General features: G+C 39.7%; 23 protein-coding genes. 11 read left to right on the top strand and 12 right to left on the bottom strand.

Annotated features, from left to right (window positions below; genetic code table 11):
• Window positions 1-7: 7 nt before the first annotated feature.
• Window positions 8-877, bottom strand: coding sequence for an EamA family transporter (locus AC1M9E_RS12620; protein WP_481607279.1), 870 nt, complete (start codon window positions 875-877; stop codon window positions 8-10).
• A 135-nt stretch (window positions 878-1,012) separates the two neighbouring features.
• Window positions 1,013-2,245 (bottom strand): phosphoglycerate dehydrogenase, encoded by a 1,233-nt coding sequence (gene serA, locus AC1M9E_RS12615; RefSeq protein ID WP_035264273.1) that lies wholly within the window; start codon window positions 2,243-2,245, stop codon window positions 1,013-1,015.
• Window positions 2,246-2,597: 352 nt separating this feature from the next.
• Between serA and AC1M9E_RS12610 the strand changes: the two genes are divergently transcribed.
• From AC1M9E_RS12610 to AC1M9E_RS12600, 3 genes are all read left to right on the top strand, one after another.
• Window positions 2,598-4,007, top strand: coding sequence for an FAD-binding oxidoreductase (locus AC1M9E_RS12610; protein ID WP_488224844.1), 1,410 nt, complete (start codon window positions 2,598-2,600; stop codon window positions 4,005-4,007).
• A 77-nt stretch (window positions 4,008-4,084) separates the two neighbouring features.
• Complete coding sequence (locus AC1M9E_RS12605; protein WP_035264268.1) at window positions 4,085-4,513, top strand: hypothetical protein; 429 nt, start codon at window positions 4,085-4,087, stop codon at window positions 4,511-4,513.
• Window positions 4,514-4,749: 236 nt separating this feature from the next.
• Entirely contained in the window at window positions 4,750-5,109 is a 360-nt protein-coding gene (locus AC1M9E_RS12600) for a hypothetical protein (protein WP_481597528.1), read from the top strand.
• Window positions 5,110-5,170: 61 nt separating this feature from the next.
• Here AC1M9E_RS12600 and AC1M9E_RS12595 read toward each other — a convergent pair whose 3' ends face one another.
• A complete protein-coding gene (locus AC1M9E_RS12595; protein ID WP_180028907.1) occupies window positions 5,171-5,899 on the bottom strand; it encodes a YoaK family protein in 729 nt (242 codons plus the stop codon).
• A gap of 305 nt (window positions 5,900-6,204) precedes the next feature.
• Here AC1M9E_RS12595 and AC1M9E_RS12590 point away from each other — a divergent pair, with 305 nt between their 5' ends.
• Both AC1M9E_RS12590 and craA read left to right on the top strand, forming a co-directional pair.
• Window positions 6,205-7,086: a pirin family protein gene (locus AC1M9E_RS12590; protein WP_481607282.1), complete on the top strand. Its 882-nt coding sequence runs from the start codon at window positions 6,205-6,207 to the stop codon at window positions 7,084-7,086.
• Between the two features lie 171 nt (window positions 7,087-7,257).
• Entirely contained in the window at window positions 7,258-8,481 is a 1,224-nt protein-coding gene (gene craA, locus AC1M9E_RS12585; RefSeq protein WP_481607283.1) for a chloramphenicol efflux MFS transporter CraA, read from the top strand.
• 29 nt (window positions 8,482-8,510) lie between these two features.
• Here craA and AC1M9E_RS12580 read toward each other — a convergent pair whose 3' ends face one another.
• The 4 genes from AC1M9E_RS12580 to AC1M9E_RS12565 all read right to left on the bottom strand — a co-directional run bounded on the left by AC1M9E_RS12580 (window position 8,511) and on the right by AC1M9E_RS12565 (window position 11,649).
• Window positions 8,511-8,801, bottom strand: a complete 291-nt coding sequence (locus AC1M9E_RS12580) for a DUF3817 domain-containing protein (RefSeq protein ID WP_488224843.1) — start codon at window positions 8,799-8,801, stop codon at window positions 8,511-8,513.
• Window positions 8,802-9,069: 268 nt separating this feature from the next.
• Window positions 9,070-9,648 carry a superoxide dismutase [Cu-Zn] SodC gene (sodC, locus tag AC1M9E_RS12575; protein ID WP_481590082.1) on the bottom strand — a complete coding sequence of 193 codons (579 nt, stop codon included), beginning with the start codon at window positions 9,646-9,648 and terminating at the stop codon, window positions 9,070-9,072.
• Window positions 9,649-9,768: 120 nt separating this feature from the next.
• Window positions 9,769-10,878 (bottom strand): AI-2E family transporter, encoded by a 1,110-nt coding sequence (locus AC1M9E_RS12570; protein WP_035264258.1) that lies wholly within the window; start codon window positions 10,876-10,878, stop codon window positions 9,769-9,771.
• 126 nt (window positions 10,879-11,004) lie between these two features.
• On the bottom strand, window positions 11,005-11,649 hold the full coding sequence (locus AC1M9E_RS12565; protein WP_488224842.1) for a ParA family protein: 645 nt from the start codon (window positions 11,647-11,649) through the stop codon (window positions 11,005-11,007).
• 132 nt (window positions 11,650-11,781) lie between these two features.
• Between AC1M9E_RS12565 and AC1M9E_RS12560 the strand changes: the two genes are divergently transcribed.
• A complete protein-coding gene (locus tag AC1M9E_RS12560) occupies window positions 11,782-12,249 on the top strand; it encodes a Holliday junction resolvase-like protein (protein ID WP_035264256.1) in 468 nt (155 codons plus the stop codon).
• Between the two features lie 30 nt (window positions 12,250-12,279).
• On the opposite strand, the gene AC1M9E_RS12555 is transcribed toward AC1M9E_RS12560, so the two are convergent.
• Window positions 12,280-12,912 carry a class I SAM-dependent methyltransferase gene (locus AC1M9E_RS12555; RefSeq protein WP_035264378.1) on the bottom strand — a complete coding sequence of 211 codons (633 nt, stop codon included), beginning with the start codon at window positions 12,910-12,912 and terminating at the stop codon, window positions 12,280-12,282.
• Window positions 12,913-13,156: 244 nt separating this feature from the next.
• On the opposite strand from AC1M9E_RS12555, the gene AC1M9E_RS12550 reads away from it, so the two are divergent.
• Window positions 13,157-13,723, top strand: coding sequence for a hypothetical protein (locus AC1M9E_RS12550; RefSeq protein ID WP_171076732.1), 567 nt, complete (start codon window positions 13,157-13,159; stop codon window positions 13,721-13,723).
• A 79-nt stretch (window positions 13,724-13,802) separates the two neighbouring features.
• Window positions 13,803-14,240 (top strand): protease inhibitor I42 family protein, encoded by a 438-nt coding sequence (locus AC1M9E_RS12545; RefSeq protein ID WP_481607286.1) that lies wholly within the window; start codon window positions 13,803-13,805, stop codon window positions 14,238-14,240.
• Between the two features lie 49 nt (window positions 14,241-14,289).
• On the opposite strand, the gene AC1M9E_RS12540 is transcribed toward AC1M9E_RS12545, so the two are convergent.
• Window positions 14,290-14,865, bottom strand: a complete 576-nt coding sequence (locus AC1M9E_RS12540) for a hypothetical protein (RefSeq protein ID WP_481607287.1) — start codon at window positions 14,863-14,865, stop codon at window positions 14,290-14,292.
• 52 nt (window positions 14,866-14,917) lie between these two features.
• On the bottom strand, window positions 14,918-15,691 hold the full coding sequence (locus tag AC1M9E_RS12535) for a class I SAM-dependent methyltransferase (protein ID WP_488224841.1): 774 nt from the start codon (window positions 15,689-15,691) through the stop codon (window positions 14,918-14,920).
• 121 nt (window positions 15,692-15,812) lie between these two features.
• Here AC1M9E_RS12535 and AC1M9E_RS12530 point away from each other — a divergent pair, with 121 nt between their 5' ends.
• The 3 genes from AC1M9E_RS12530 (at window position 15,813) to AC1M9E_RS12520 (ending at window position 19,145) form a co-directional block, all read left to right on the top strand.
• Complete coding sequence (locus AC1M9E_RS12530) at window positions 15,813-17,075, top strand: hypothetical protein (protein WP_481596186.1); 1,263 nt, start codon at window positions 15,813-15,815, stop codon at window positions 17,073-17,075.
• A gap of 305 nt (window positions 17,076-17,380) precedes the next feature.
• Window positions 17,381-18,121 carry a TetR/AcrR family transcriptional regulator gene (locus AC1M9E_RS12525; RefSeq protein ID WP_092766779.1) on the top strand — a complete coding sequence of 247 codons (741 nt, stop codon included), beginning with the start codon at window positions 17,381-17,383 and terminating at the stop codon, window positions 18,119-18,121.
• 70 nt (window positions 18,122-18,191) lie between these two features.
• Entirely contained in the window at window positions 18,192-19,145 is a 954-nt protein-coding gene (locus AC1M9E_RS12520) for a 2-hydroxyacid dehydrogenase (RefSeq protein WP_481597534.1), read from the top strand.
• Window positions 19,146-19,255: 110 nt separating this feature from the next.
• Here the strand turns inward: AC1M9E_RS12520 and AC1M9E_RS12515 are convergent, their stop codons facing one another.
• Together AC1M9E_RS12515 and AC1M9E_RS12510 are read right to left on the bottom strand one after the other, a co-directional pair.
• Complete coding sequence (locus tag AC1M9E_RS12515) at window positions 19,256-19,888, bottom strand: hypothetical protein (RefSeq protein ID WP_481597535.1); 633 nt, start codon at window positions 19,886-19,888, stop codon at window positions 19,256-19,258.
• A 373-nt stretch (window positions 19,889-20,261) separates the two neighbouring features.
• Window positions 20,262-22,280 carry a CocE/NonD family hydrolase gene (locus tag AC1M9E_RS12510; protein ID WP_488224840.1) on the bottom strand — a complete coding sequence of 673 codons (2,019 nt, stop codon included), beginning with the start codon at window positions 22,278-22,280 and terminating at the stop codon, window positions 20,262-20,264.
• Window positions 22,281-22,454 lie beyond the last annotated feature (174 nt).

Here is a 22,454-nt window from a genome sequence, read left to right as displayed (position 1 = left end):
TATGAGATCATTTTTGTTTGGCGTGTTGAGTGGTATAGGTGCAGCCAATTGAGGCACAAATGATGGTAAACAATGCTAGCCATTGATTCCATAACAATTGCTCACCCAAAAATACAAACCCAGATAATGCGGCAACAGCTGGTTCAACACTCATCAAGGTACCGAAACTTAATGCTGTTAGATTTCGTAGTGCAATCATTTCTAAAGTAAAGGGTAAGGCACTGGCGAGTATCGCTAAAGTGATGAATAACATTAGATGATTAATTTCAAATACGCTTGCTGGCAAACCGATACTGAGGGCAATCGGCATAAGAATGATACTTCCAACAAACATGCCTAAACATACGGTGTGATTACCTGAAACTCCCGAAGGCCGCTGACCAGCAATAATATAAAGTGCCCAACATGCGCCAGCTGCCAACGCAAAAAATACACCAAGTAAATCCAAAGGTTGTTTGGCTTGGTCAAAGGGAAATAAAAGGATCAGTCCAATTATGGCCAAACCAACCCAAATAAAATCAAACTTTTGACGCGCATAATATAAAGCCACACTGAGTGGACCAATAAATTCAAATGAAACTGCTAAACCGAGCGGAAGACGATCAATAGCAAGATAGAACAACATGTTCATGCCAGCTAAAGCGACACCATAACTGACAATGGCTGTCCATTTAATTTGTTTGAATTGAATTTTCCAAACTTGAAAAATAATTGCCAAAATCACAGCACTAAATGTCAGACGTAGGGCTGACACCGTAACGATAGGGAATTGTTCAAATAAAACTTTTGCTAATGAACCACTACTTTGTAGACTGATCATGGCGATCAATAACAAACCGAGTGCTTGTAACTGCGGGTTTATTTTTAACAAAGACATGGTTTTAAATGTATGATGGTTAGATTAGAAAGGGATATCTTTCATCTAAGTTGGCGGAGCCAACGTCAACTCAGATGAGACACCATAAAAAAACCACAGCTCAAAAAAGCTGTGGTTTTCCAAACGTATTAGAGATTAGAACAATACGCGAGCGCGGATTGTACCTTCTACGTTATGAAGTGTATCAAGTGCTTCAGCAGAAGCGGTAGCATCAACGTCCATGACTAAATAACCCACATCACCTTTGGTCATAAGAGACTGACCAGAGATGTTAATGCCGTGTTCAGCAAACAGGTTGTTGATTTTAGACAACACGCCTGGAATATTTTTGTGAATGTGAAGTAAACGGTGTTTACCTTCAGTCAACGGAAGCGCAATTTCAGGGAAGTTAACTGCTGACAATGTCATACCTTTATCAGAGTAAGCAACGAATTTCTCTGCAACTTCTAGACCGATGTTTGCTTGAGCTTCCATCGTAGAACCACCCACGTGCGGTGTTAAAATCACGTTCGGGATATTACGTAGTGGAGAGATAAACTCTTCACCGTTCGCTTTAGGCTCTTTCGGGAATACGTCAACAGCAGCACCAGCCAAATGACCTGATTTCAGAGCATCAGCTAAATCTTCAATTACTACACATGTACCACGTGCAGCATTGATGAAGATTGAACCTTGTTTCATCTGAGCAAATTGCTCTTTGGTCATGAAATTACGTGTAGAAGGGACATCTGGCACGTGTAGTGATACAACATCAGCATTGGCAAGAAGTTCGCCCATTGAGCCAACTTGGCGAGCATTACCTAAAGGTAATTTTGTTACTGTATCAAAGTAAATCACTTTCATACCCATGCTTTCAGCAAGTACAGAAAGTTGTGAACCAATTGAACCGTAACCCACAATACCTAAAGTTTTACCGCGTGTTTCAAATGAACCTACTGCAGATTTGTTCCAACCACCTGCATGTGTATCTGTAGATTTTTCAGGTACACGACGAAGGAGAAGAATAGCTTCAGCTAATACAAGTTCAGCAACAGAACGAGTATTTGAGTATGGTGCGTTGAACACTGGAATACCACGGCTCATCGCAGCATTCAAGTTCACTTGGTTTGTACCAATACAGAAACAACCGACCGCGATCAATTTATTCGCAGCTTCAAAAACTTCTTCAGTTAATTGTGTGCGCGAACGAATACCGATGAAGTGAGCATCTTTAATCGCTTCTTTCAGCGCTTCACCTTCAAGCGCAGTTTTACGATAGTCGATGTTGGTGTATCCAGCAGCATTCAAAGTGTCGATTGCGTTTTGGTGAACGCCTTCTAACAATAGGAAACGAATTTTATCTTTAGGCAAAGAGAGATGTTGGCTCATTACGGCTCCGCTACAAAGGCCAAATTTAGTGGCAGTATGATAGCATACGTGAGCGTGCTATATACATTTCCTTTATGACTTGAGCTATGGATATTTTTGCAAGATATAGTCCTTATCAGACAAACAGCGGTTGAATTAACTGCATCATATCTAAGTAACATTCGCAAAATGTCTGATTTTATCGGGGTTTCATGGGAAAATGCTTTATAATGCACAATCGTGAAATTGACTCATCCAGTCGTGGTGATATTTTCTTCACATTCGCTTAACAAATACGCTTTTAAAATCTTGATTAAAGGTTTGTTTTTTAAGCAATCTACAACTTGTATCTTTCTTGCTAGGTCTGCAAACGATGAATGCTCCAGTTGCTTTAACCCCAGAGTTATTGACTCAATTAACGTCAATTGTTGGTGAAAACCGTATCAAAACTGATGCGGACAGCCTACAAAATTGGGGACGCGATCACACTAAACATTTTGATCCAAACCCATCAGTCATCGTTTTTCCTTCGACGACTGAACAAGTTCAGGCAATTGTGAAACTAGCAAACCAATTTAATGTTGCTGTGACACCGTCAGGTGGTCGTACTGGTCTTTCTGCAGGGGCTGTCGCTGCCAACGGTGAAATCGTGGTCAGCATGGACAAGATGAACCAAATTTTGGAATTCTTCCCAGCAGACCGTATGGTACGTGTACAAGCAGGTGTGGTGACTGAGCAACTTCAGAACTATGCTGAAGAGCAAGGTATGTATTATCCAGTTGATTTCGCTTCAGCTGGTTCATCACAAATTGGCGGTAACATCGGTACTAATGCTGGTGGTATTAAAGTCATTAAATACGGTATGACACGTAACTGGGTACTCGGTCTGACTGTAGTCACTGGTAAAGGGGATGTGCTGCGTTTAAACAAAGGCATGATCAAGAATGCGACAGGTTATGCGTTGCAACACTTATTTATTGGTGGTGAAGGTACGTTAGGTTTAGTGACTGAAGCGGAAATTAAACTTGAGCGTCAACCACAAGATCTGCAAGTAATGGTGCTCGGTGTACCTGACTTTGATGCAGTGATGCCAGTTCTTCACGCGTTCCAAGCGAAAATTGATTTAACTGCGTTCGAGTTCTTCGGTGAACTTGCGATGCAAAAAGTATTGGCAAATGGTCACGTGCAACGTCCATTTGAAACTGAATGCCCATTCTATGTATTGCTTGAGTTTGAAGCGCCATTTGAGCCAATTATGGACAAGGCAATGGAAATCTTTGAGCATTGTATGGAACAAGGTTGGGTACTTGATGGCGTGCTTAGTCAAAGCTTAGACCAAGTAGAAAGCTTATGGCGTCTGCGTGAAGATATTTCTGAGTCAATCGCACCATTTATCCCATACAAAAATGATATTTCAGTGCTCATCACACACGTACCTGCATTCATTAAAGAAATTGATGCAATTGTTGCTGACAATTATCCTGACTTTGAAATTTGCTGGTTTGGTCATATTGGCGATGGTAACTTGCACTTAAATATCTTAAAGCCTGAAAATTTAACCAAAGATGAATTCTTTGCGAAATGTCAGGTGGTCAACAAGTATGTATTTGATACTGTGAAAAAGTATGATGGTTCAATTTCTGCGGAACATGGTGTGGGTATGACGAAGAAGCCATATCTTGACTACACACGTTCAGCTGAAGAAATTGAATATATGAAAGCACTCAAACAAGTATTTGATCCAAATGGGATTATGAATCCAGGTAAATTATTTGATTTGTGAAACAAAATCTATCTATAAATAAGGTCTAAAAAACAGCATGCTTGTCATGCTGTTTTTTTATTTCATGAGAAATTTTAATGTTAAAAAGAATAATTTTTCTAAGTGCAATTGCACTTTCACTTAATGCATGTATAGGTCAAAAACAGTTGAATGAGATCAATACTAAAAATCATAATTCTGAAGCTGGTCAAGTAGAAACGTCGAAACAAAATGCCAATTCTGTTCAAAACTCTCCTTTAGATCAAGTGTATCGGAAAATTCAAAGCTTTGAAGATATGAGAACAGTAGATTTACAACAGGAATTCGATACACCTGAATCTGGAAAATCTCATGCAAAAGTAACTGTCACCTATGGTGGACTAGCGGATGACTCTGTTTCTGCACAACGTGAAACTTACCAATTTGAATATATTAATAGTGAGTGGAAAGAAATATCAAAAGATGAAACTTGGAAATGTGGTCGTGGACCAGATACTACAAATTTTCATAATAAATTATGCCCTTAAAAATTTACTTTCGAAATTTTCCATAAAATTGTTACGAGCGTCATTTGAACTGATTAAATCCAAAAATATAGCATCAATATGCTGCATTTTTTATTCGTATTTCTCGTTCTATTAATCATTTTTAATGAGCTTTAGAAAAAATAACATACATATCTGTTCTTTTTTGTCACAACAGTTCAGAACATCATATGTAAAAGATCAATGGCGAACTGAGTAAAACAATGATGATGAAAATAATGACCACAGTTGGTCTAGTTAGTATGATGCTCACGGGGTGTGCTACTACGAAAAATGTTATTTCTAAAGTACATGGGAATGACACTCCTTTAGAGCAAGTCTTGAAGCTACATCCTGAATTACGCAATCAGCTTGCGACTGTTGAATTACGTCAGTATTTCAATCGTGCCGAAGCACCGACCGTAGCCGAAGTCAAAGTGACACAAACAGGCTTGATGGATGACTCAATTGCTGCCGAGCGCTTTATCTATAGTTTTAAATTGAACGATGGTAAATGGCAGCAAGTTAATAAGAAAACGGAATACAAATGTGTGCGAGGAAAAAATACAAAATCTTTCCAAACTGCGCTTTGTCCATGACATCAGACCAGAAATTCGGTTTAAAAAGGCATAGTGAGTTATGCTTTTTTTATTGCATGCATTATTGAGTCGAATAAGGATGAGTAGACGAGAAGCGCCACTCACGATAGCAAATATAGCCCATCGCTAAAATGGGAAAAATCATACATAAGAAGCCAAACAACATATAAGTAATCGCACCTAATATTGCACCTGAACTGAAGGATAAAATAGTCGGTAAGATTTTTAGAATATTTTGTTTGGCAACTTGTTTGCGTTCTTCTGATACATGAGGCGCCCCATAAGCAATAGTACAATCAATGGTCAGTTGAGCAAGATTGCCCGTCATTAAGGTTGAGGTAGCCATTGTAGATAGTAATGTTCGGATAATGGCATTTCGAATTCCCATTGCAGCAATGCCCAATGTTGCGGTAAGTATTGCGCCAAATTCAGCCAAAGTATAAAAGGGGCTGAAATTAAGTCCCGCCAGCATGAAGAGCGTTAACAGTATTGTCTCTGCAATAAAGAACCCCAGTAAGATGTTTGGATACTTGTCTTTCCAACGTTGTTCACACCACGCAGTAATACCAATCGTAACTACGAAAATGCCAATAAAAAGAGCCCACAGTCCTAATCCTCCTAAGATCGTTTCTTTGCCTGCAGTCACGATATAGCCAGTAACATGATTGGTATAAATGCCAAATAATGAAATAAATCCAACGGTATTTAGCCAACCACCGACGAGCGATAGAATCGAAGCTTCATGATGATGTCGCCAGCGATTTTTAATTGGTATGTAGCATTTTGACATAGTTCTAAAAGCTCAAGGTGTACTGAGAGATTACATCGACAAAACAAGTGTTTTATCGAGTCTGCAGATCCTTTGCTTTGTGGAATTAATCCACATGAACATTAAGTAATTAAAAGTTTCATATTGATCAGTGGTGAATGTTGAGATTAGATGATTTCTAACATTTTATATGTTTCAAATTGCATCAAATTTTGATGACAAAAATATTTCAATTGATAAAACACAACTGAAAGCATCATAAAATTAACGTAGAGGAAAATCTAAAACCCCATTAAACTAAAGTTATTCAATAAATAAGATAAAAAATGAAAACACTCGCTTTTATCCATCGTAACGACAGTCATTTTTCAGTTGGAGACTTTAATCCGGTTGTATCTGTTTTTTCACACTATGAACTGGGAAATACAGTATCCCCATTTTTGCTTCTCGATCATATTGGTCCCGGTACGTTGAAACCTTCTCAACTGCGTAAAGGTATTGAAGAACATCCACATCGTGGTTTTGAGACAGTCACGTTCGTGTATGAAGGTGAGTTAGAGCATTGGGATTCGCAAGGTGGTGGAGGTGTTATTCAGAAAGGTGATGTACAGTGGATGACTGCTGCATCAGGCATTATTCATAAAGAAAAATTTAGTGAGTCATTTTCCCGAGAAGGTGGACGATTTGAAATGATTCAGCTGTGGGTGAATTTGCCAGCAACTGCAAAAAAATCGAATCCGCGTTATCAAAGCTTACTCAAATCTAATATCCCGGTTGTAGAGTTAGCTCATGATGCGGGTACTGCGCGTGTCATTGCTGGAGCCTTTATGCAAGTGAAAGGACCAGCATTAGTCCATAGTCCTTTGCTGGTTTTGGATTTGGATTTAAAAGCAGGTCACACACTCATATTACCAGCAGGACATTTGGATACCACACTGATGTATATGCGCCGTGGTAAAGTTGAATTTGGTACAGATGATGAATTACTGACTGATCAGGGAATGGCAGTATTTTCAAGTCATGGTGAAAACGTTGAATTCACCACATTGTCTGATAGCAAAATTTTATATCTCATGGGACAGCCACTAAATGAACCTTTAGTCGGGCGTGGTTTTTATGTCATGAATACGCAAGATGAGATTGTTGAAGCGATTGAGGAAATGAAGCATGGTACTTTTTTGAAAAGCCATGCAATTGATGCCAAATGATGTCAATGTTTGGGTGAGAAATTGATTTAAGATAAAGGCTAAATTTTCGTTTAATTTTCAGACTTTGTTTCGTAGTTCAGGGTTACAAAAACGCAAAACTTTGTCATGGCATTGTGATGCATTTCACGTAAACTACGCTTCCAAAAAATATTCAAACATGTGAAAAAAAACATGCAAAAGGTGAGTAAAGCAACCTTAAGTCGGGCAACAATTATGTTTCCTTTGGCATTGGTGCTCTTCGAATTTTCAGTCTATATCTGTAATGATCTTGTACAACCTGCGATGCTTACGATTACACGTGAGTTTGGTGTAGGCAGTGAGTGGGCGCCATCATCCATGTCTTTCTTTTTATTGGGTGGAGCATGTTTGGCGTGGTTTTTAGGTCCGTTATCAGATCGCTTAGGTCGTAAAAAAGTACTCCTTGGAGGTGTTTTCTTTTTTGTGGTCTGTTGTTTGCTCATTTTATTCACCCAGTCTATAGAGCAATTTCTTGCATTTCGTTTTTTACAAGGGATTGGGCTGACCATTATTTCAGCTGTGGGTTATGCTGCCATCCAAGAAATTTTTGAGGAAAGAGATGCGATTAAAGTCATGGCTTTAATGGCGAATATTTCATTGATCGCACCATTACTTGGTCCTGTGCTAGGCGCATTTATGATAGACCATGTGTCTTGGCATTGGGGGTTCATTGGGATTGCCTTTTTAGCAGCCTTAAGTTGGTTTGGTCTTAAAGCAAAAATGCCTGAGCAGCATTTGAGTATTCCTAAGCAACCATTAAGCTATGTATGGGATGACTTCAAAGCCATTTTTAAAAATAAAAAATTTATGGGCTTGGCTTTGTCAGTACCCATGGTCTCAATTCCACTGATTTTGTGGATCGCTATGTCACCTGTAATTTTGGTCGAACAGCTCGGTCTGACCAATATGCAATATGGCTATGCACAGGTGCCTGTATTGGGTGGTTTAATTATTGGAAATATTGTCCTGATTCGCGTCATTGATCGCTATGCGGTAGGAAAGACCGTGCTAGTTGCATTGCCGTTGATGTTGGTTGGAACGCTTATTGTTTTGGCAGGTGTGATTTGGCAGGATTATTTGTTATGGTGCTTAATTATCGGTATGACCTTAATCAGTTTTGGTGAGGGCTGCAGTTTTTCTGTGCTTTATCGTTTCAGTTTAGATGCATCTGAGGTATCTAAAGGAACTGTTGCTGCCGCAGTAGGTATGATTATGATGATTGCATTCTTTGTTGTGATCGAAATTGTACGCATTATGTATGAATCTTACGGCACGATGGCATATGCATTGGCTTGTTTTATCCTTATTGCACTGTGGTTTAGTGCTCCAAGAAAAATTGTTCATCAGATCATGCAAGAAAGAGCCACTTCAGCATAAAAAAATCCTCCTTGTGGAGGATTTTTTAATCATTGTATTTGTTCGAGATATTTGAGTTTACGATCAAAAATAAAAGGGGCAAAGGGTAGAACGGAAGCTATCAGCCCAAGAATAAATACATTGATAGACCACTTTTGCTTCTCGCATACCACAAATAATACGACTAAAAACAGCACAAATAGAACGCCATGTCCCATGCCAATATATTTCACATAAATAGGCTGATCTAACATATATTTCATTGGCATGGCAAAAAAGAGCAGTAGTAGGAATGAAATCCCTTCAAGTAAACCAATAATACGTAAGGACTTAATATTCATTCTCAAACCCCACAAAAGAAGACATCCTATTTTACCTAATCGTTGTTATAGCAAAGTTAGAATCTATGTGGACTAGATCGCATTGTTTAAGGGAAATATAATTTATAATAATCGTTTTTTATGATAGTAGATTTAAAAATAAGCTAATATGTCAATCATGTCTATAAAGATGAATATGAAGTGATACTCACAACATTTTATAGATCATCAGTGAAATAATAAAAGGACTAAGCTAGAGCTTAATCCTTTGATGAGTCTTGAGTGTAGCTTAGCGTATAACACCACATGCTACACGATCACCCCCACCACCTAGTGGTTTAGGTTGGTCTGAATAATTGTCACCACCTGCATGTACCATGATGGATAGACCTTGAATGTCTGCAAGTGTGAGACGTGGTGCAATCACTTGTGTTTTTGCATTACCTGACGCGTCAACATTTAACACTGGTAAGTCACCTAGATGACCATCGTTTGGCGTACCATGCCCAGGCGCTTGATTTGGATTGTAATGTCCACCAGCGGCAAGCGCAGCACCCATTTTTCCATCTTTTTCAGCAGGTTCACATGAGCCTTTTTCATGGATATGGAACCCGTGATATCCAGGTGATAATTTAGTTAAGTCCGTTGTGATCACAAGACCTTTGTCACTATCTTGGAAGCTAATCGTTCCAATTTGATCATGAACTCCTTGAGCACTCACCGCATTTACAGGAATGGTTTGGATTTTAGAGTTGGATTCTTTGGATGCAGATGTATTTTGCGTTGCTGCACATCCCACAAAGCCTAAACTCAGCAATGCACTGAGCATAGAAACTTTGAATGCTGAAACTTTCGATTGCATTTGCATGCTGTTCTATCCTTGTTCCATGTAAGTGATAACGCATTGAAACAAATTTGGCATTTAGCAACAAGAATGATTTAAGTATTTGATTGTATAGATTTCTTATCAGTAAAAATAAAACACCACTTATGAGAGTGGTGTTTCATTGTCTTGATCGTAGGCCATCGTAGCTTTAGGCACGGGTTCTGGTTCCAGTGTTTCATGTAACCATTCACGCCAAATGGCTAAAAGAATGGCGAGAATTACAGGACCAATAAAGAGTCCAACTAAACCAAAGCTCGCTAAACCACCCAATACACCAAACATGATCAATAAGAACGGAATTTGAGTAGCACCTGAAATGACCAAAGGACGAATGACATTGTCGGCTGTACTCACCACACAAACGCCCCAAGCCATTACGCCAATCGCCTCAACGGTCTGACCTTGTGAAAATAACCACAGTGAAACAGCACCATATGCCACTGGAGGACCAAAAGGAATTAGCGCCATGATAAAGGTCATAATGGTTAAAAGCATTGGATTTGGAACACCAGCAACGTAATAGCTGATTCCTGCCAATATCGACTGTGCAACGGCAGTCAAACCAACACCATATACCACTGCACGCGTTGTTTCAGAGATCGTGTCGATATAATGTTGGATACGTGGACCAATGACTTTCTCCATCGCTTTACTGACCTGTTGAACAATCGTTTGTCCATCACGGTAAAAGAAAAAGAGAGAGAGCATGGCAAAACCAAGTTTGACTAAATTTTTGGTAATTTCGCTAATCACGAATTTACCGTAATTTAGATGTCCTTGAATCCATACACTAATATTACTAAAAAGTGCATTTGGGTCGGCATTGATGTCACGTACAATTCGAGAAACTTCTTTACCTACAATGGGTAACTCACGTATCACGTCAGGAACGGTGATATGACCAGAAGCCAGTTGGCGCTGTAAATCAAAGAATAAGTTTCGGCCTTCATGTTGAAGTAAGAAGATAGCAAAGGTGAACGGTAAACCGACAACGAGTGCCAATAAGAACGTCATAACAGACGCACCCAATGTAGGTCGATTACCACACCAAGCGAGAATACGTTTGTATAAAGGCCAAGTCATATAGGCGATAATACAAGCCCATAACACAGGTACGATAAAGTATTTGACAATGTCATATCCCAAATAAAGCAGAATAAAAAACAAGCCAAATAAAAGTACACGCTGTAAAGTTGGATTAAAATCTTGCACTAAAGTCTCTGATCTATATTCTTGATTTTCAAACGTATCTGCCGCACATCTGATTCATTTCGAGTATGCATTTAACATCATATATGAAAATGAAAAAAAAGTGCGATGACAATCTGTATTCTTTATTTAGAACCAATCACTTGGATCATCAATTAAAACATCTAACAAGGGTTGCCATTGTTGTTGTATTGATAAATAAGTTTTTTGATTTTTATCAAAAATATTGAGACCCTGCATCGCCAATTGACCATAAGCTGTTCGTTCAGAAATCCAAGCAACAGGTTGTTGTTCAATCTTGGCAAAGAACTGTTGGATCTCTTGAGCACTCTGACTATTTGGTTTGACACGATTTGCCACCAAATGAACTTGAACTTTACCTTTTCGAATACGTTTAATGTCATGAATGTGTTTTAAGAAACGACGCGTGCTGTCGATATCAAAAAAAGAAGGTTGCAGAGGTGTGACCACTGCATGACATTCTGCAATTAATTGTTCAGCGTGTTCACCTGTTAATGCACCTGGAGCATCAATAATCAGATAATCAAGATTCTTCGGTGCATCACCAATCGATTTTTCATGGCGCCAATCTAAACTTTGAATGTGTGTTGCTGATTCTGGGCGCTGCTTTAACCATTGTAATGCAGATTTTTGATTGTCCGCATCCGCCAATGCAACTTTATAACCTTTCTGTGCGAGTGCTGTCGCCAGTGTAATCGCAGAAATTGTTTTTCCACAGCCACCTTTTTGGTTGGCAATCAGTATCGTTTTCATGAGTTTAAAATTATACATGCTTCAAATAAGGTCTGATCTTAGCTTAGCATTAAAATCAGCCAAAACGCGCATACATGACAAAAGTTTAGTTCTTGTTTAAATTGTCCGCATAACAAGTCATAGAGAACGTCAATGTCCATTTGGATGGCAATGTTAATAGGCGCCTGTATTGGCGTGGTAATCACCACAATGATGTTGAGCTCGACCCGCAATGGCCGTATCAAAGCAGAATATGAACAATATATTGCAGAGCTTGAACTTGAGCATCAACACGCATTAGCTGCTGCTCAAAAACGCAGTGTAAATACCAGTCGTGCGGTACTGAAAGGTAAAATGGCTGAACAATTAGCACCGATTATGCCAGAATTTCAATATTTACCCAGTGATGCTAAATTCTTAGGTGATCCTGTCGACTATGTGGTATTTGATGGATATACAGATTTCCGTGATGGTGATGGCGCGGCAGAAGATATTGAAGTTGTATTGATTGATATTAAAAGTGGTGGAGCACGGCTCACCAAAGGTCAGACGGCAATTGCGAATGCAATTGCCGAAGGGCGTGTGCGTTTTGAGACGATACGTATCGACTTTCAAGACTAGCTTGGATCAATAATCCACTATGTGAAGTGGTCAGTTGGTTTTAGTCGCGCGAGCAAGCATCATGCGACGACCTACTTTGGGCACTTCTTCTGCTTCGAAATAATCGAGTTCAGAAATCTCAAAGCCAGCATCAAGCAGTGCTTGCTCGATATTTCTGTTCAAATGACAACCATCAGCAATCACTTTCTGTACTGGCGTTAAAAGATCTTGAAGACGCTTTAAACTCTTTTGCTGTTGTGCATCGTAAGCGACATGTTCAACCAAATGCAAAGTGCCACCGATGCGTAATACACGTTTAATTTCATGTAGAACTTGTTGAACATGACTCACACTACACAATGTCCATGTGCTGACGACATGTTGAATAGATTGATCTTCAAAAGGTAAATTTTCCGCTTTAGCATGAACATGTTCCACATGGAACGGTGCATCTTGAATACGTTGTTCAGCTAATTTGTATACATCTAGACTCGGTTCAAGCGCATAGAGACTGTCCACAGCTTGATAAAATGGCAGGTTAATTCCTGTACCAAAACCAATTTCTAATACCTCACCTTGAATCGGAAGCAGAAGACGGCGTCTGCTGTCCATCATACTTGGTAACTGCATGACTTGATTCAGAATATGAGGGAATACTCGTTGCTGATAAAATTTGTAGATCATTTTTGTTCTTAACATCTTCCATTATTTGATTATTTTACACGTTCAATACACTTTTAACAGTAGACAAAATTGTGACTAAATCACGATAGATTGTTACTGTTCATCAATTTCCTTTTCAGAATGAAGTTCTAACATAGATCATATAGATTTAGGTTAAATACAATTCAGTCGGATGTTGTCCATAGTAGATGTATGTGCTGCTGTTGAGTTGTTTTTGACACTTAGAAAGAAGGATGGATGTCTGTTGAAAAAGTTAGTTCTCGCATTATGTATCGCCCTTGGTGGTGTTTCGGCTTATAGCTCTGCCAGTGTGAAGTCGAGCGACTTTAATATTGCCAATGGTTTGCCGCCAGCTTCGGCAGATCAAAAAATTTCGGTATTGGAACCTTTTGAAGGGGAATTTCGTATTCTTGGTTCAAAAGAATATACCGATGATCCGCAAGCCCAATTTTCACCCATCGATTATGCAGTGACCCGCGGTATTTTCACAGAACCTGAAATTGCACGACAAATTTCGATTAATCAGTATGACCGCTACTTAAATTGGAAAATGGCAAAACCACCGATTCATCCACGCTTAGCAACACAGTTGGTGAGTAACATGCACATTATCCCAGCTAATCCAGAAATTGCGAAAGAGATTAAGAAAGTTCAACGCGGTGATCTGGTGCGCTTAGAAGGGGAATTGGTGCAAATTAATGCCAAAGATTTGGTGTGGAAGTCAGCTTTGGATTGGAATGGTATCGGCGATGGTGCATGCAAATTAATTCGCGTCGAATCAATTGAATGGTTAGAAAAGCGCAATATTTAAACAGGATTTGAGATTGATGAGTTTGAAATGACTTTCAGCTCAAAGTCTTCATCATTAGAGAAATGAGAGAGTGTGGATCATGAGCGTTGGCAAGACATCCTTATGGATAAGTTTATGTATTGGCGTACTCGGGAGTAGTCTTGCCGCATGTCAAAACCCAGTCTCTGAAGTGCAAGCGGAGTCCCATCACTATACTGATCAGCAAAATTGTCCTGCACTATTGGTGATGAAAGTGGGTGAAACCTTAGAATTTAATGCAGCAGAAAATCCAAGTACGGGTTATCAATGGCAAATTATGCAACCGCTTCATCTCTTTAAAGTTGAAGAACAATATTTGGCGACTGAAAAATCAAAAGCGATGGTAGGCGTTGGAGGTGAAAAGACAGTGAAGCTGACTGCGCTAAATCCTGGTCAGGAACTCATTGAATTGGCGTATGTGCGACCTTGGGAAGTTGCTCAAGACCGTACTCAAACAGATGCCCCAACATCGTGGCAATGTCGAGTACGTATTTCTTAAGCAGGCAGAAGACCGTTTCTAAAATTGTGCTGTACTTTTACTATGTACGCTATTGTTCTTTCGTGACACTAGTATTTTGACTCCAATGTTGGAGTTGGGCTTTCGCAGTATAATAATCACTCATATTTCGAATTGCATCTTTAGGATTTCGAAGCTCATCTTCGGGAGACTGTTCGAGCTCTTGATAGACCTCAATCTGATTTTCCCAGTATTGATAAAATAAGCCTTGAATATATCTACCTTGTTCCGTCTTAAGATCTAAGTCTTTCAACATATTGAGGGAGGACTGAATGAGATCTCGTTTACGCTGAAACTCCATATCCGCATTTAAATTGCCATCTGCTTTTAATTGCTGAAGTTCTGCGTCTAGCTCATCACTTAATTGCTCAAAACTTTGATCATATTGATTCAGCAAAGCAACGTCATGTGCGTCATTTAGAGTGGATTCAAACGATTTGATCGGCTGTGCTTCAATTTGTGTTTTCAATTCAACAGATGGATCAACGGATTCTTTTTGTTCGGTCTGAGGGTTTTGTTCTGTTTTTTGGCATCCAATGAGCATGAAAGGCATACTCAAGCAGAGTGCAAATATCGAAAGTCGAATAGGGTGAAGATTTGCCGTCATGAGAGTCAAACCTCTGTTGGTTTTTTAATGAATGATCGAGATTAAGTTTAGTTTATCGCGCACGATAGTGATAGGCATAAGTGATATAAGGAAAGGAAACCTCATCATGGGGCATGAGTCCCGTATGTTCAAATACGATCGATTCAAATACTGTTTTCATTTGTGCTTGGTCTGCTGCTGACATTGCCGCAATAAAACTGGTAGATAACAGTCGTTTGCTGACGACCTGTTCAACACTGCCGACTTGATGCTGAGTGAAGGTACTTAAACTTTGGAATTCAAATAATTCTTGCTGCTGAAATACATTTTGCCATTGGTTGCTATGAAAGCGTGGCGTATCGGACTCAAAAGGTGCGATGTAATCCGCCAATGCTTTGACCCAATCCACTGAGATATCTCGTTGGTTCCAGACTAGACCTAAATGCCCTTGGGGTTTAAGAAGGCGATGCATTTCTTGCAATGTTTGTCGTTCAGCAAACCAATGAAATGACTGTGCGCATAAAATAGCATCAACACTATGCGTTGATTGCGCAATTTGATGGCTTGATGCTTGTAGTGTCTTCACCTCAGGATGTACTATTTTCAATTGTTCGAGCATTGCTGGAATCGGTTCAACGGCGATTATGTTCGAGGTGACTTGTTTTAGATAGTGCAGGAATTTTCCTGTCCCTGAACCTAAGTCAATCGCAACTGCATCAGGATGAATATTCAACTCATCTTTCAACCACGTGACGATAGCCTGTGGATAATTTGGTCGGACTTGTTGATAAAGTTCAGCCGCAGAACTAAACCCATTTTCAGCAGCAGGATGAAGTGAATGTGTCATATTTTGCGCTTTTTAATCTGAACAGTATCTATAAAATATGACACCGACAATGTGATGTAAGCAAGTGAACGATTGATTCATTTTGCAAACCAGATGATGAGAACCCTTTTTTGGAATTGCAATGGATAAGCAAATAGTATTTGAAGACGAACACATCAGAGCAATTTATTTAAAAGGAACAACAGAAACATTGGTTCTCTCTTTTGGTGACTTGATCAGTCGTGCCAAAGGCAATGCCATTAATGCTGAAAAATCCTTAGCCAAATATGACTACAATGTCATAGGTATCATGCCAAAACAAAAGTCATGGTTCCCATCACAGAGCATGCAAGCTTTGATCGAGCAAATATCGCCTTTGTTGAATCAATTTCAGCGTGTCGTGGCTTATGGTGGTTCTATGGGCGGCTACGCAGCGATTAAGTACAGTAAGTTATTGGGCGCAGCACGTGTGGTTTCAATGGTGCCGCAATATTCAATTAATCCTGCTGAAATTGAAGACCGCCGTTATACTGATTTTTACGATCCTAAGGTCAATGCTGACATGCAAATTGCCGCTACAGATATTGCGTGCGATGCAGAATATATCGTGGTTTATGATCCTTACTTTGATCTGGATCGCGAGCATTATGAAAAGATTAAGCCACTTATTCCTCAACTCAATACACTTCATTTACCTTATACGGGTCATGATGCGGTTGCTGTATTAGCAAATTCTGCGTTATTGCATGATTTTATTGAACATGAATTTGATGCAACTTACTTTTATCGCCAGATTCGAGCAGTTAAAAAGAACAGTAAATTTTACTATCGAAGCGTGATCGCACATCTGCTTGGCACCCACAATGAAGCATTAGGTAATATTTTAAAAACCATCGATCTACAACTAGACAGTAGCTTTTTTGATGCCAGTCTTAAACAGACGATTACCCGTATTTTACTGACCAACAAACGAGTAGATGAACAAGATCTACAAAAGCTCGGTATTTCGATTCATTTGCCGTTTGAAAATAAAACACAACTTCATGACAGCTTTGGCAAAGTGTTGGTCTTTAACGTGATCACCCAAAAACTAGAAAGCTATGAACAACATGTGATTGATATTAATGGTAAGTATATTATTCCATTACATGTGGAAAGTACTGGATTGGCCCAGATTGAAATTAAAAAACAGCACTATCTCATTTGTATGAATGATCGCCGTGTCACCAAATTGATCAAAATGGATGATGCGCTCAGTGCGGATATGAGCCCTTTGATTGTGAAAAAGGGCGAAGGTTTCTTTAGCATCAGTTATAAGCATCTCTATATGCACTGCGATGAGTTAGGAAACTGTATTTTTGAATCAGATACTGTTGGTGAAGCAGAAAAATTTTCAGTGGAGTAAGGCTGAATTTTTCATAGTTATTGATCAAAGCGCTTCGGCGCTTTTTTTATCTTTAAGTAAAAAAGATAGAGTGTGTGATAGGTCTCAATCTGTCATAAAAAGTGATATTGTTTAAAATTTACCCGTGTTTATTTTGTAACGAAAGCGACGGAATGACTCTGTTTCGTTGCTAAGATCAGGCAATATATAACGAATTTGAATGATTCAAATGATGATGTATTCATGAATATCGGAATATTCATGCATCTTTCACGTGTCTACTTGAGCACAAAAAAACCCATATAAATGGAATTTAGGTGGGACAAATGAATAAAAAGAAAATTGCAAAAACTGAAACAGGAATGAATCCTCCAAAACAATCGCGTACACATCGTCGTGTTATGCAGGTGATTCAAACCGCTGAAAAACTTTTAGTTAAAATGGGCTTAGAGTCAATTTCAATTCCTGAAATTGCCAATGCTTCAAACATTCCAAGAGCGAGTATTTATCAGTTCTTTCCGACAAAATATGATCTGTTGCATCATATGGCACAGTTGCATTTGCAGAAACTAGTAAGCTTGCTCAAGGAAGCTGGTTTAAACGTCATACGCGAACATCCGCACGAAAGTATGGCGGCTTATGGTCGAATGGTGGCTGCAGCTGTGATTGAAACCACTGCCAAGTTTTATAATGAATCTGCTGTGGCACGATTATTAATATTGTCAGGTCCACTGAACCGACAAGTGTATTTACGTCATCAAATGGAACTCAAACAGTTCAGTCAAGATTTAAGAGATGCACTTAAAGCAATTCGGGTAGATGATTATTTACCACAACAACCTGACAGTATGTTGATCATTATTGAAATGATCTTTACTTGTATGAAACATGGTTATTACACAGAAGATCGGATTTCTGAACGTATTTGTGAGGAGGCGTATCGTTTGGCAACGGCATATTTAAATGCGCTGAAAGAAGATCAATTTTCCCTAAAAGCACAGCGTGCAGCAACGACGCAATCTGAGACAAAAAACCAGTCAAATCAGCTATTGTTGACCTACAATTAAGCTTACAATCAGTTGAATTATCATGAAAATCTTGCAGTCGAAATGCAGATCAATATTGCTGAGGTTCAACGTGAAAGCTGTTTTTTTGGATCAATTCTCTCTCGATCAGAATGATTTAGATTTTTCGGGGTGGTATCAAGTCTTTGATGAGGTAACATTCTTTGAGCGCACTGATCCAGATCAAGTGCTTGAACGCATTGCGGATGTAGATGTGGTGGTGACCAATAAAGTGGTGATTACGGCAGACATGATGCAACAACGACCGCAGCTTAAATTAATTTTAATTTCAGCCACAGGCACCAATAATGTCGATTTAATCCAAGCAAAAGCTCAAAACATTGTGGTATGTAACTGTCAGGCATATGGTACTGCCGCTGTAGCTCAACATACCATGATGTTGATGCTGAACTTGGCAACGTCTTTTATTCAATATGATCGTGCAGTTCGTGCGGGTGAATGGAATAAAGCATCACAATTCTGTTTATTAGATTTCCCCATTGCTGAATTGAATGGTAAGACCTTAGGGATTTTGGGCTATGGTGAACTTGGTCAAGCAGTAGCGAAGCTGGCTGAAGCCTTTGGTATGAAGGTGATTGTGGCTCATTTACCGGGACGACCTGCAGCCGCTGATCGTGTCAGTTTAGAAAGCTTGCTGCGTCAATCAGACTTTATTAGCTTACATTGTCCATTAACTGAAACAACACGCGACTTAATTGATGAGGAAGCATTCAGTCTAATGAAAGAAAGTGCATATTTAATTAATTGTGCCCGTGGTGGCATTGTGAATGAACAAGCATTGGCGGAAGCACTAATAAATCGGAGAATCGCAGGGGCAGCGACTGATGTATTGAGTATAGAACCGCCTCAGCAAGGCAATGTGTTATTGAATTCGGATATCCCTAATCTCATTATTACACCACACAGTGCATGGGGAAGTGTTGAAGCACGTCAACGTATTGTGCAACAAGTACAGGAAAACGCAGCTGCATTTAAAGCGGGTCAACCGATCCGTCAAGTTAACTGAAGTTAAGTAATAAAAAAGGTGCTGTGAGAAGCACCTTTTTTCTTGAAGAGATATAAATAAACTCAACCTAATAAATAAACTCCACTTAGGTTTGAATAAAACGACATGGTTTAACGTGGGACACCTGCATCACTGTCATCTACAGCTGGACTAGAGGTGGTAGCTCCACTATTAGGTAAAGCAACACTTTGACGCTGAATGGTCGGTTCTGCTTCAGGTGCTTGATTTTGACTTGTTAGCGTGGTGTTGGCTGATTGCGCAGTTTCAAGGTTGACTGAATTTTCTTGAACGTGTAAAGCGACCGATGCAGTGGTTTGAGCAGGTGAGGCTATGGCAGCAGGTGCTGTCGTTGGGTTAGGTTGACTCAAACTGCCTCTTTCGATGGGAACACCACCTGCTCCGACGAGGTTCTGTTTAACATGCTGCACAGATTTAACAGTTGTATCTACGCCTTGACGAGCACCGTCACGTAATGCAACCGCTTTTTCATTGGTGAATTCTTTGGTGTTTTGCCAAGCTGAATCGACGGATGGTTTGATTTTAGCAATACCACGCTTGGTCGCATCATCAACGGTGTTGGCTGTATTTTGCAAAGTCTCTTGTGCTTTGACTGCAAGTACTTTGGCTAAATTTGGATTGTCACCGTAAGCAGGATTGTTGCCCGTTAAAGTAGAGTCTTGAGCAAATGTAGTTGCTGAGTATAGCGTAATACAACTTACCAGCATCGTTTTCATTATATTCATGAAGGATCCTCTTCTCGGTTCTGTATGGGTGGCGCTGTGACTCAATCGCCTCATCTGTACAAAACTTTTGAATTTTTTATCAGTTTCCAAGCAAACTACATGAGCGATGGGGCTGTTTCAATGTTGAAATGTATCTGTAACGTTGTGCTTCGGCAGTTTTAATGATTAAAGCTACAATTTTTATTCATCTTGCATCGCTTAAAGGCTTTTAGGATACAACACTAAATTGTGTGCATTGGATCGTGGACAATAAAATTAAAAGTAAAGTTTATCCTCCGATTCTAAGACAGGTGTTGATCAAACCAATATATTCAACATAAAAAAGTCTGAGCAAGGATTCATGCTCAGACGCTGTCTATAAGAAATCTAAAAATCAATGCTTCAGATATTGAGTCGGGACTTTTGGTAAAACCACGCTGGATGGGTATTGTGAATTCGAATAGATCGAAATCGATCCCAAAAGCGATGAAGTTAAACTTGGTAATGGGGCAACGCCTTTCCATACATCACTGGAAACCACCGAAATTTGAATACGATGTCCTTTAGGAATAAGCGCAGCAGTTGCTGGAATCTCAACATTGACCAAGACTGGCTTGTTTTTTTCTAAAGGCTCAATATCCGATGCTTTAAATGTATGCCAAGGTTGAATCATTTGTCCTTTGATATAACGAGAACGTGATTCGTCAACTTTACGCATGGACGCTGTGATAATACCCGTGCTTAATGTTTTAGCATTGCCCGTTCTTGGGTCCACATCGGATACACGTACGACTAAACCACTGTCTTTAGAGCTGGATGAAATCCACAAGTCAGCTTGCATCGGCCCATTTAAATAATAGTCTTCAGTTAAAGGTACTGAGTTAAAGACCGAAGCAGGAATATTCGCTAAGTTGCTATTTTCCAGACATGGGAACGGTAGGATAGATGTTGCACCAATGAGAACTTGTTCAACGGTACTTGAGCATAAACCGAAAGTTGGTGCTTGTAATAAGTAGTTTTCACCAGAGCTTGACGTTGGTCGATCTTTTGCAAGGTTTCCACGTGTATTTAAGAATAAACGATCAGGTTCTAATGCTACATGCGGCCAATCCGTACTGACGACATAATCTTCATAACCGTGCACCCATTGTGTGACATTAGGTAGAGTTTCAGCGCCAGTGTTGATGCCTTTTAAATATTGATCAAACCATTGAAGTTGCATTTTGTCTAAACGCGGTACATTACCTTTAGGCAAACTTGGGAAAAGTTGCGCTGCTTGAATATGTGCCCAAGGGCCAATGAAGGTTTTAACAGTTGTATGACCTTTTAATGCTTCATGCCAAAGCGGTTCACTGCGTTGGAACAAATCACGTGTTCCCCCGACAATAAAAGTCGGAACTTCAATATTATTGGCTTGTTCTAACAGCGATCTTTCTTGCCAAAAGTCATTATCAAATGCATCAGCTTTGCCTTTTAGAGCATTGGCAAAAAGCGGTATTTGGAATTCTGTACTGTTAATAATTTTGTCGAGTGCGGTCAGTTTTCCAGTAATCGGGTCTTGCACCAAGGTATCAATCGGTAAAGTACCCAACAGTGTAATTAAACTCATCCAAAGTGGAATGAAGTTCGTATTTAGCTGCCCGCCATTGAAAAGAATATCGCGGTACGCATCACCCATAGGTACGATTGGGAACGCTGCCTTGATTGCTGGATGTTGTGTCGCTGCACCCAGCATCGCAGTGATTCCTAAATAAGAAACGCCATATAAGCCGACATTTCCATCAGAGAAGCTTTGTTTACTTGACCAGTCAATAATTTCATAAGCATCTTGTTGTTCGACTTTGCCAAAAGCTTCCCACTTGCCTGTAGAGTTACCTGTTCCGCGAACATCTGCAACGACTGTTGCATAGCCACGTTTCACCATTTCAGGGTCTGCACCACCTGCTATTGCTGAAACCTTACCTGCAACCCCTGCGCTATAGGCCGTTTGAATAACAATCACAGGGAATTTTGCATTGATAGGACGACCTGACTCATCCGCAGGGAGCGTGACATAAGTGGCGATTCGCGTTCCATCACGCATGGTAATCCACTGTGCTGGCAAGGTCACCGACTTAGGATATTCAGCAGGTCGATCATACAATTGCCATTGAGCATTGGCATTGGAAAGTAATGGGACTTGAGGTTGACTCGGAGATTGTCTAGTTCCGAGTCGGGTGTTTTTTAATGCAACGGGAGTACCTGGGAGTGTGACATCTGGGGAGGTCACCGGGTCGGGTTGAGGACTTAAATAGCTTAAGTCTGGTGTCACATTTGGAGTTGGATTAATTGTTTTATTCGCTATGCCAATGGTGGTCGCAAGTATCGTGACACCGATGCCAACAGCAGCATAGAAAGAATTTAGCAACTTCATTACATAATTCCTTTTTGTTTTTCATTTTTTTAGTAGTGCTTGAGTGAAGAATGAAATATGCATAAAGCAAAATCGTTCCATTCATTTTATTTTTATGTCTCCTAATCTGATCAAAAAAGATAATTCAGATTAGGCTTTGATGTTGTATCACTGTTTAGTTTAACTAACAAGTTG

Source organism: Acinetobacter sp. 24-47-47 (assembly GCF_057737035.1).
Note: the sequence above shows the minus strand (reverse complement) of the source record. Positions and strands in the feature narration are given on the sequence as shown.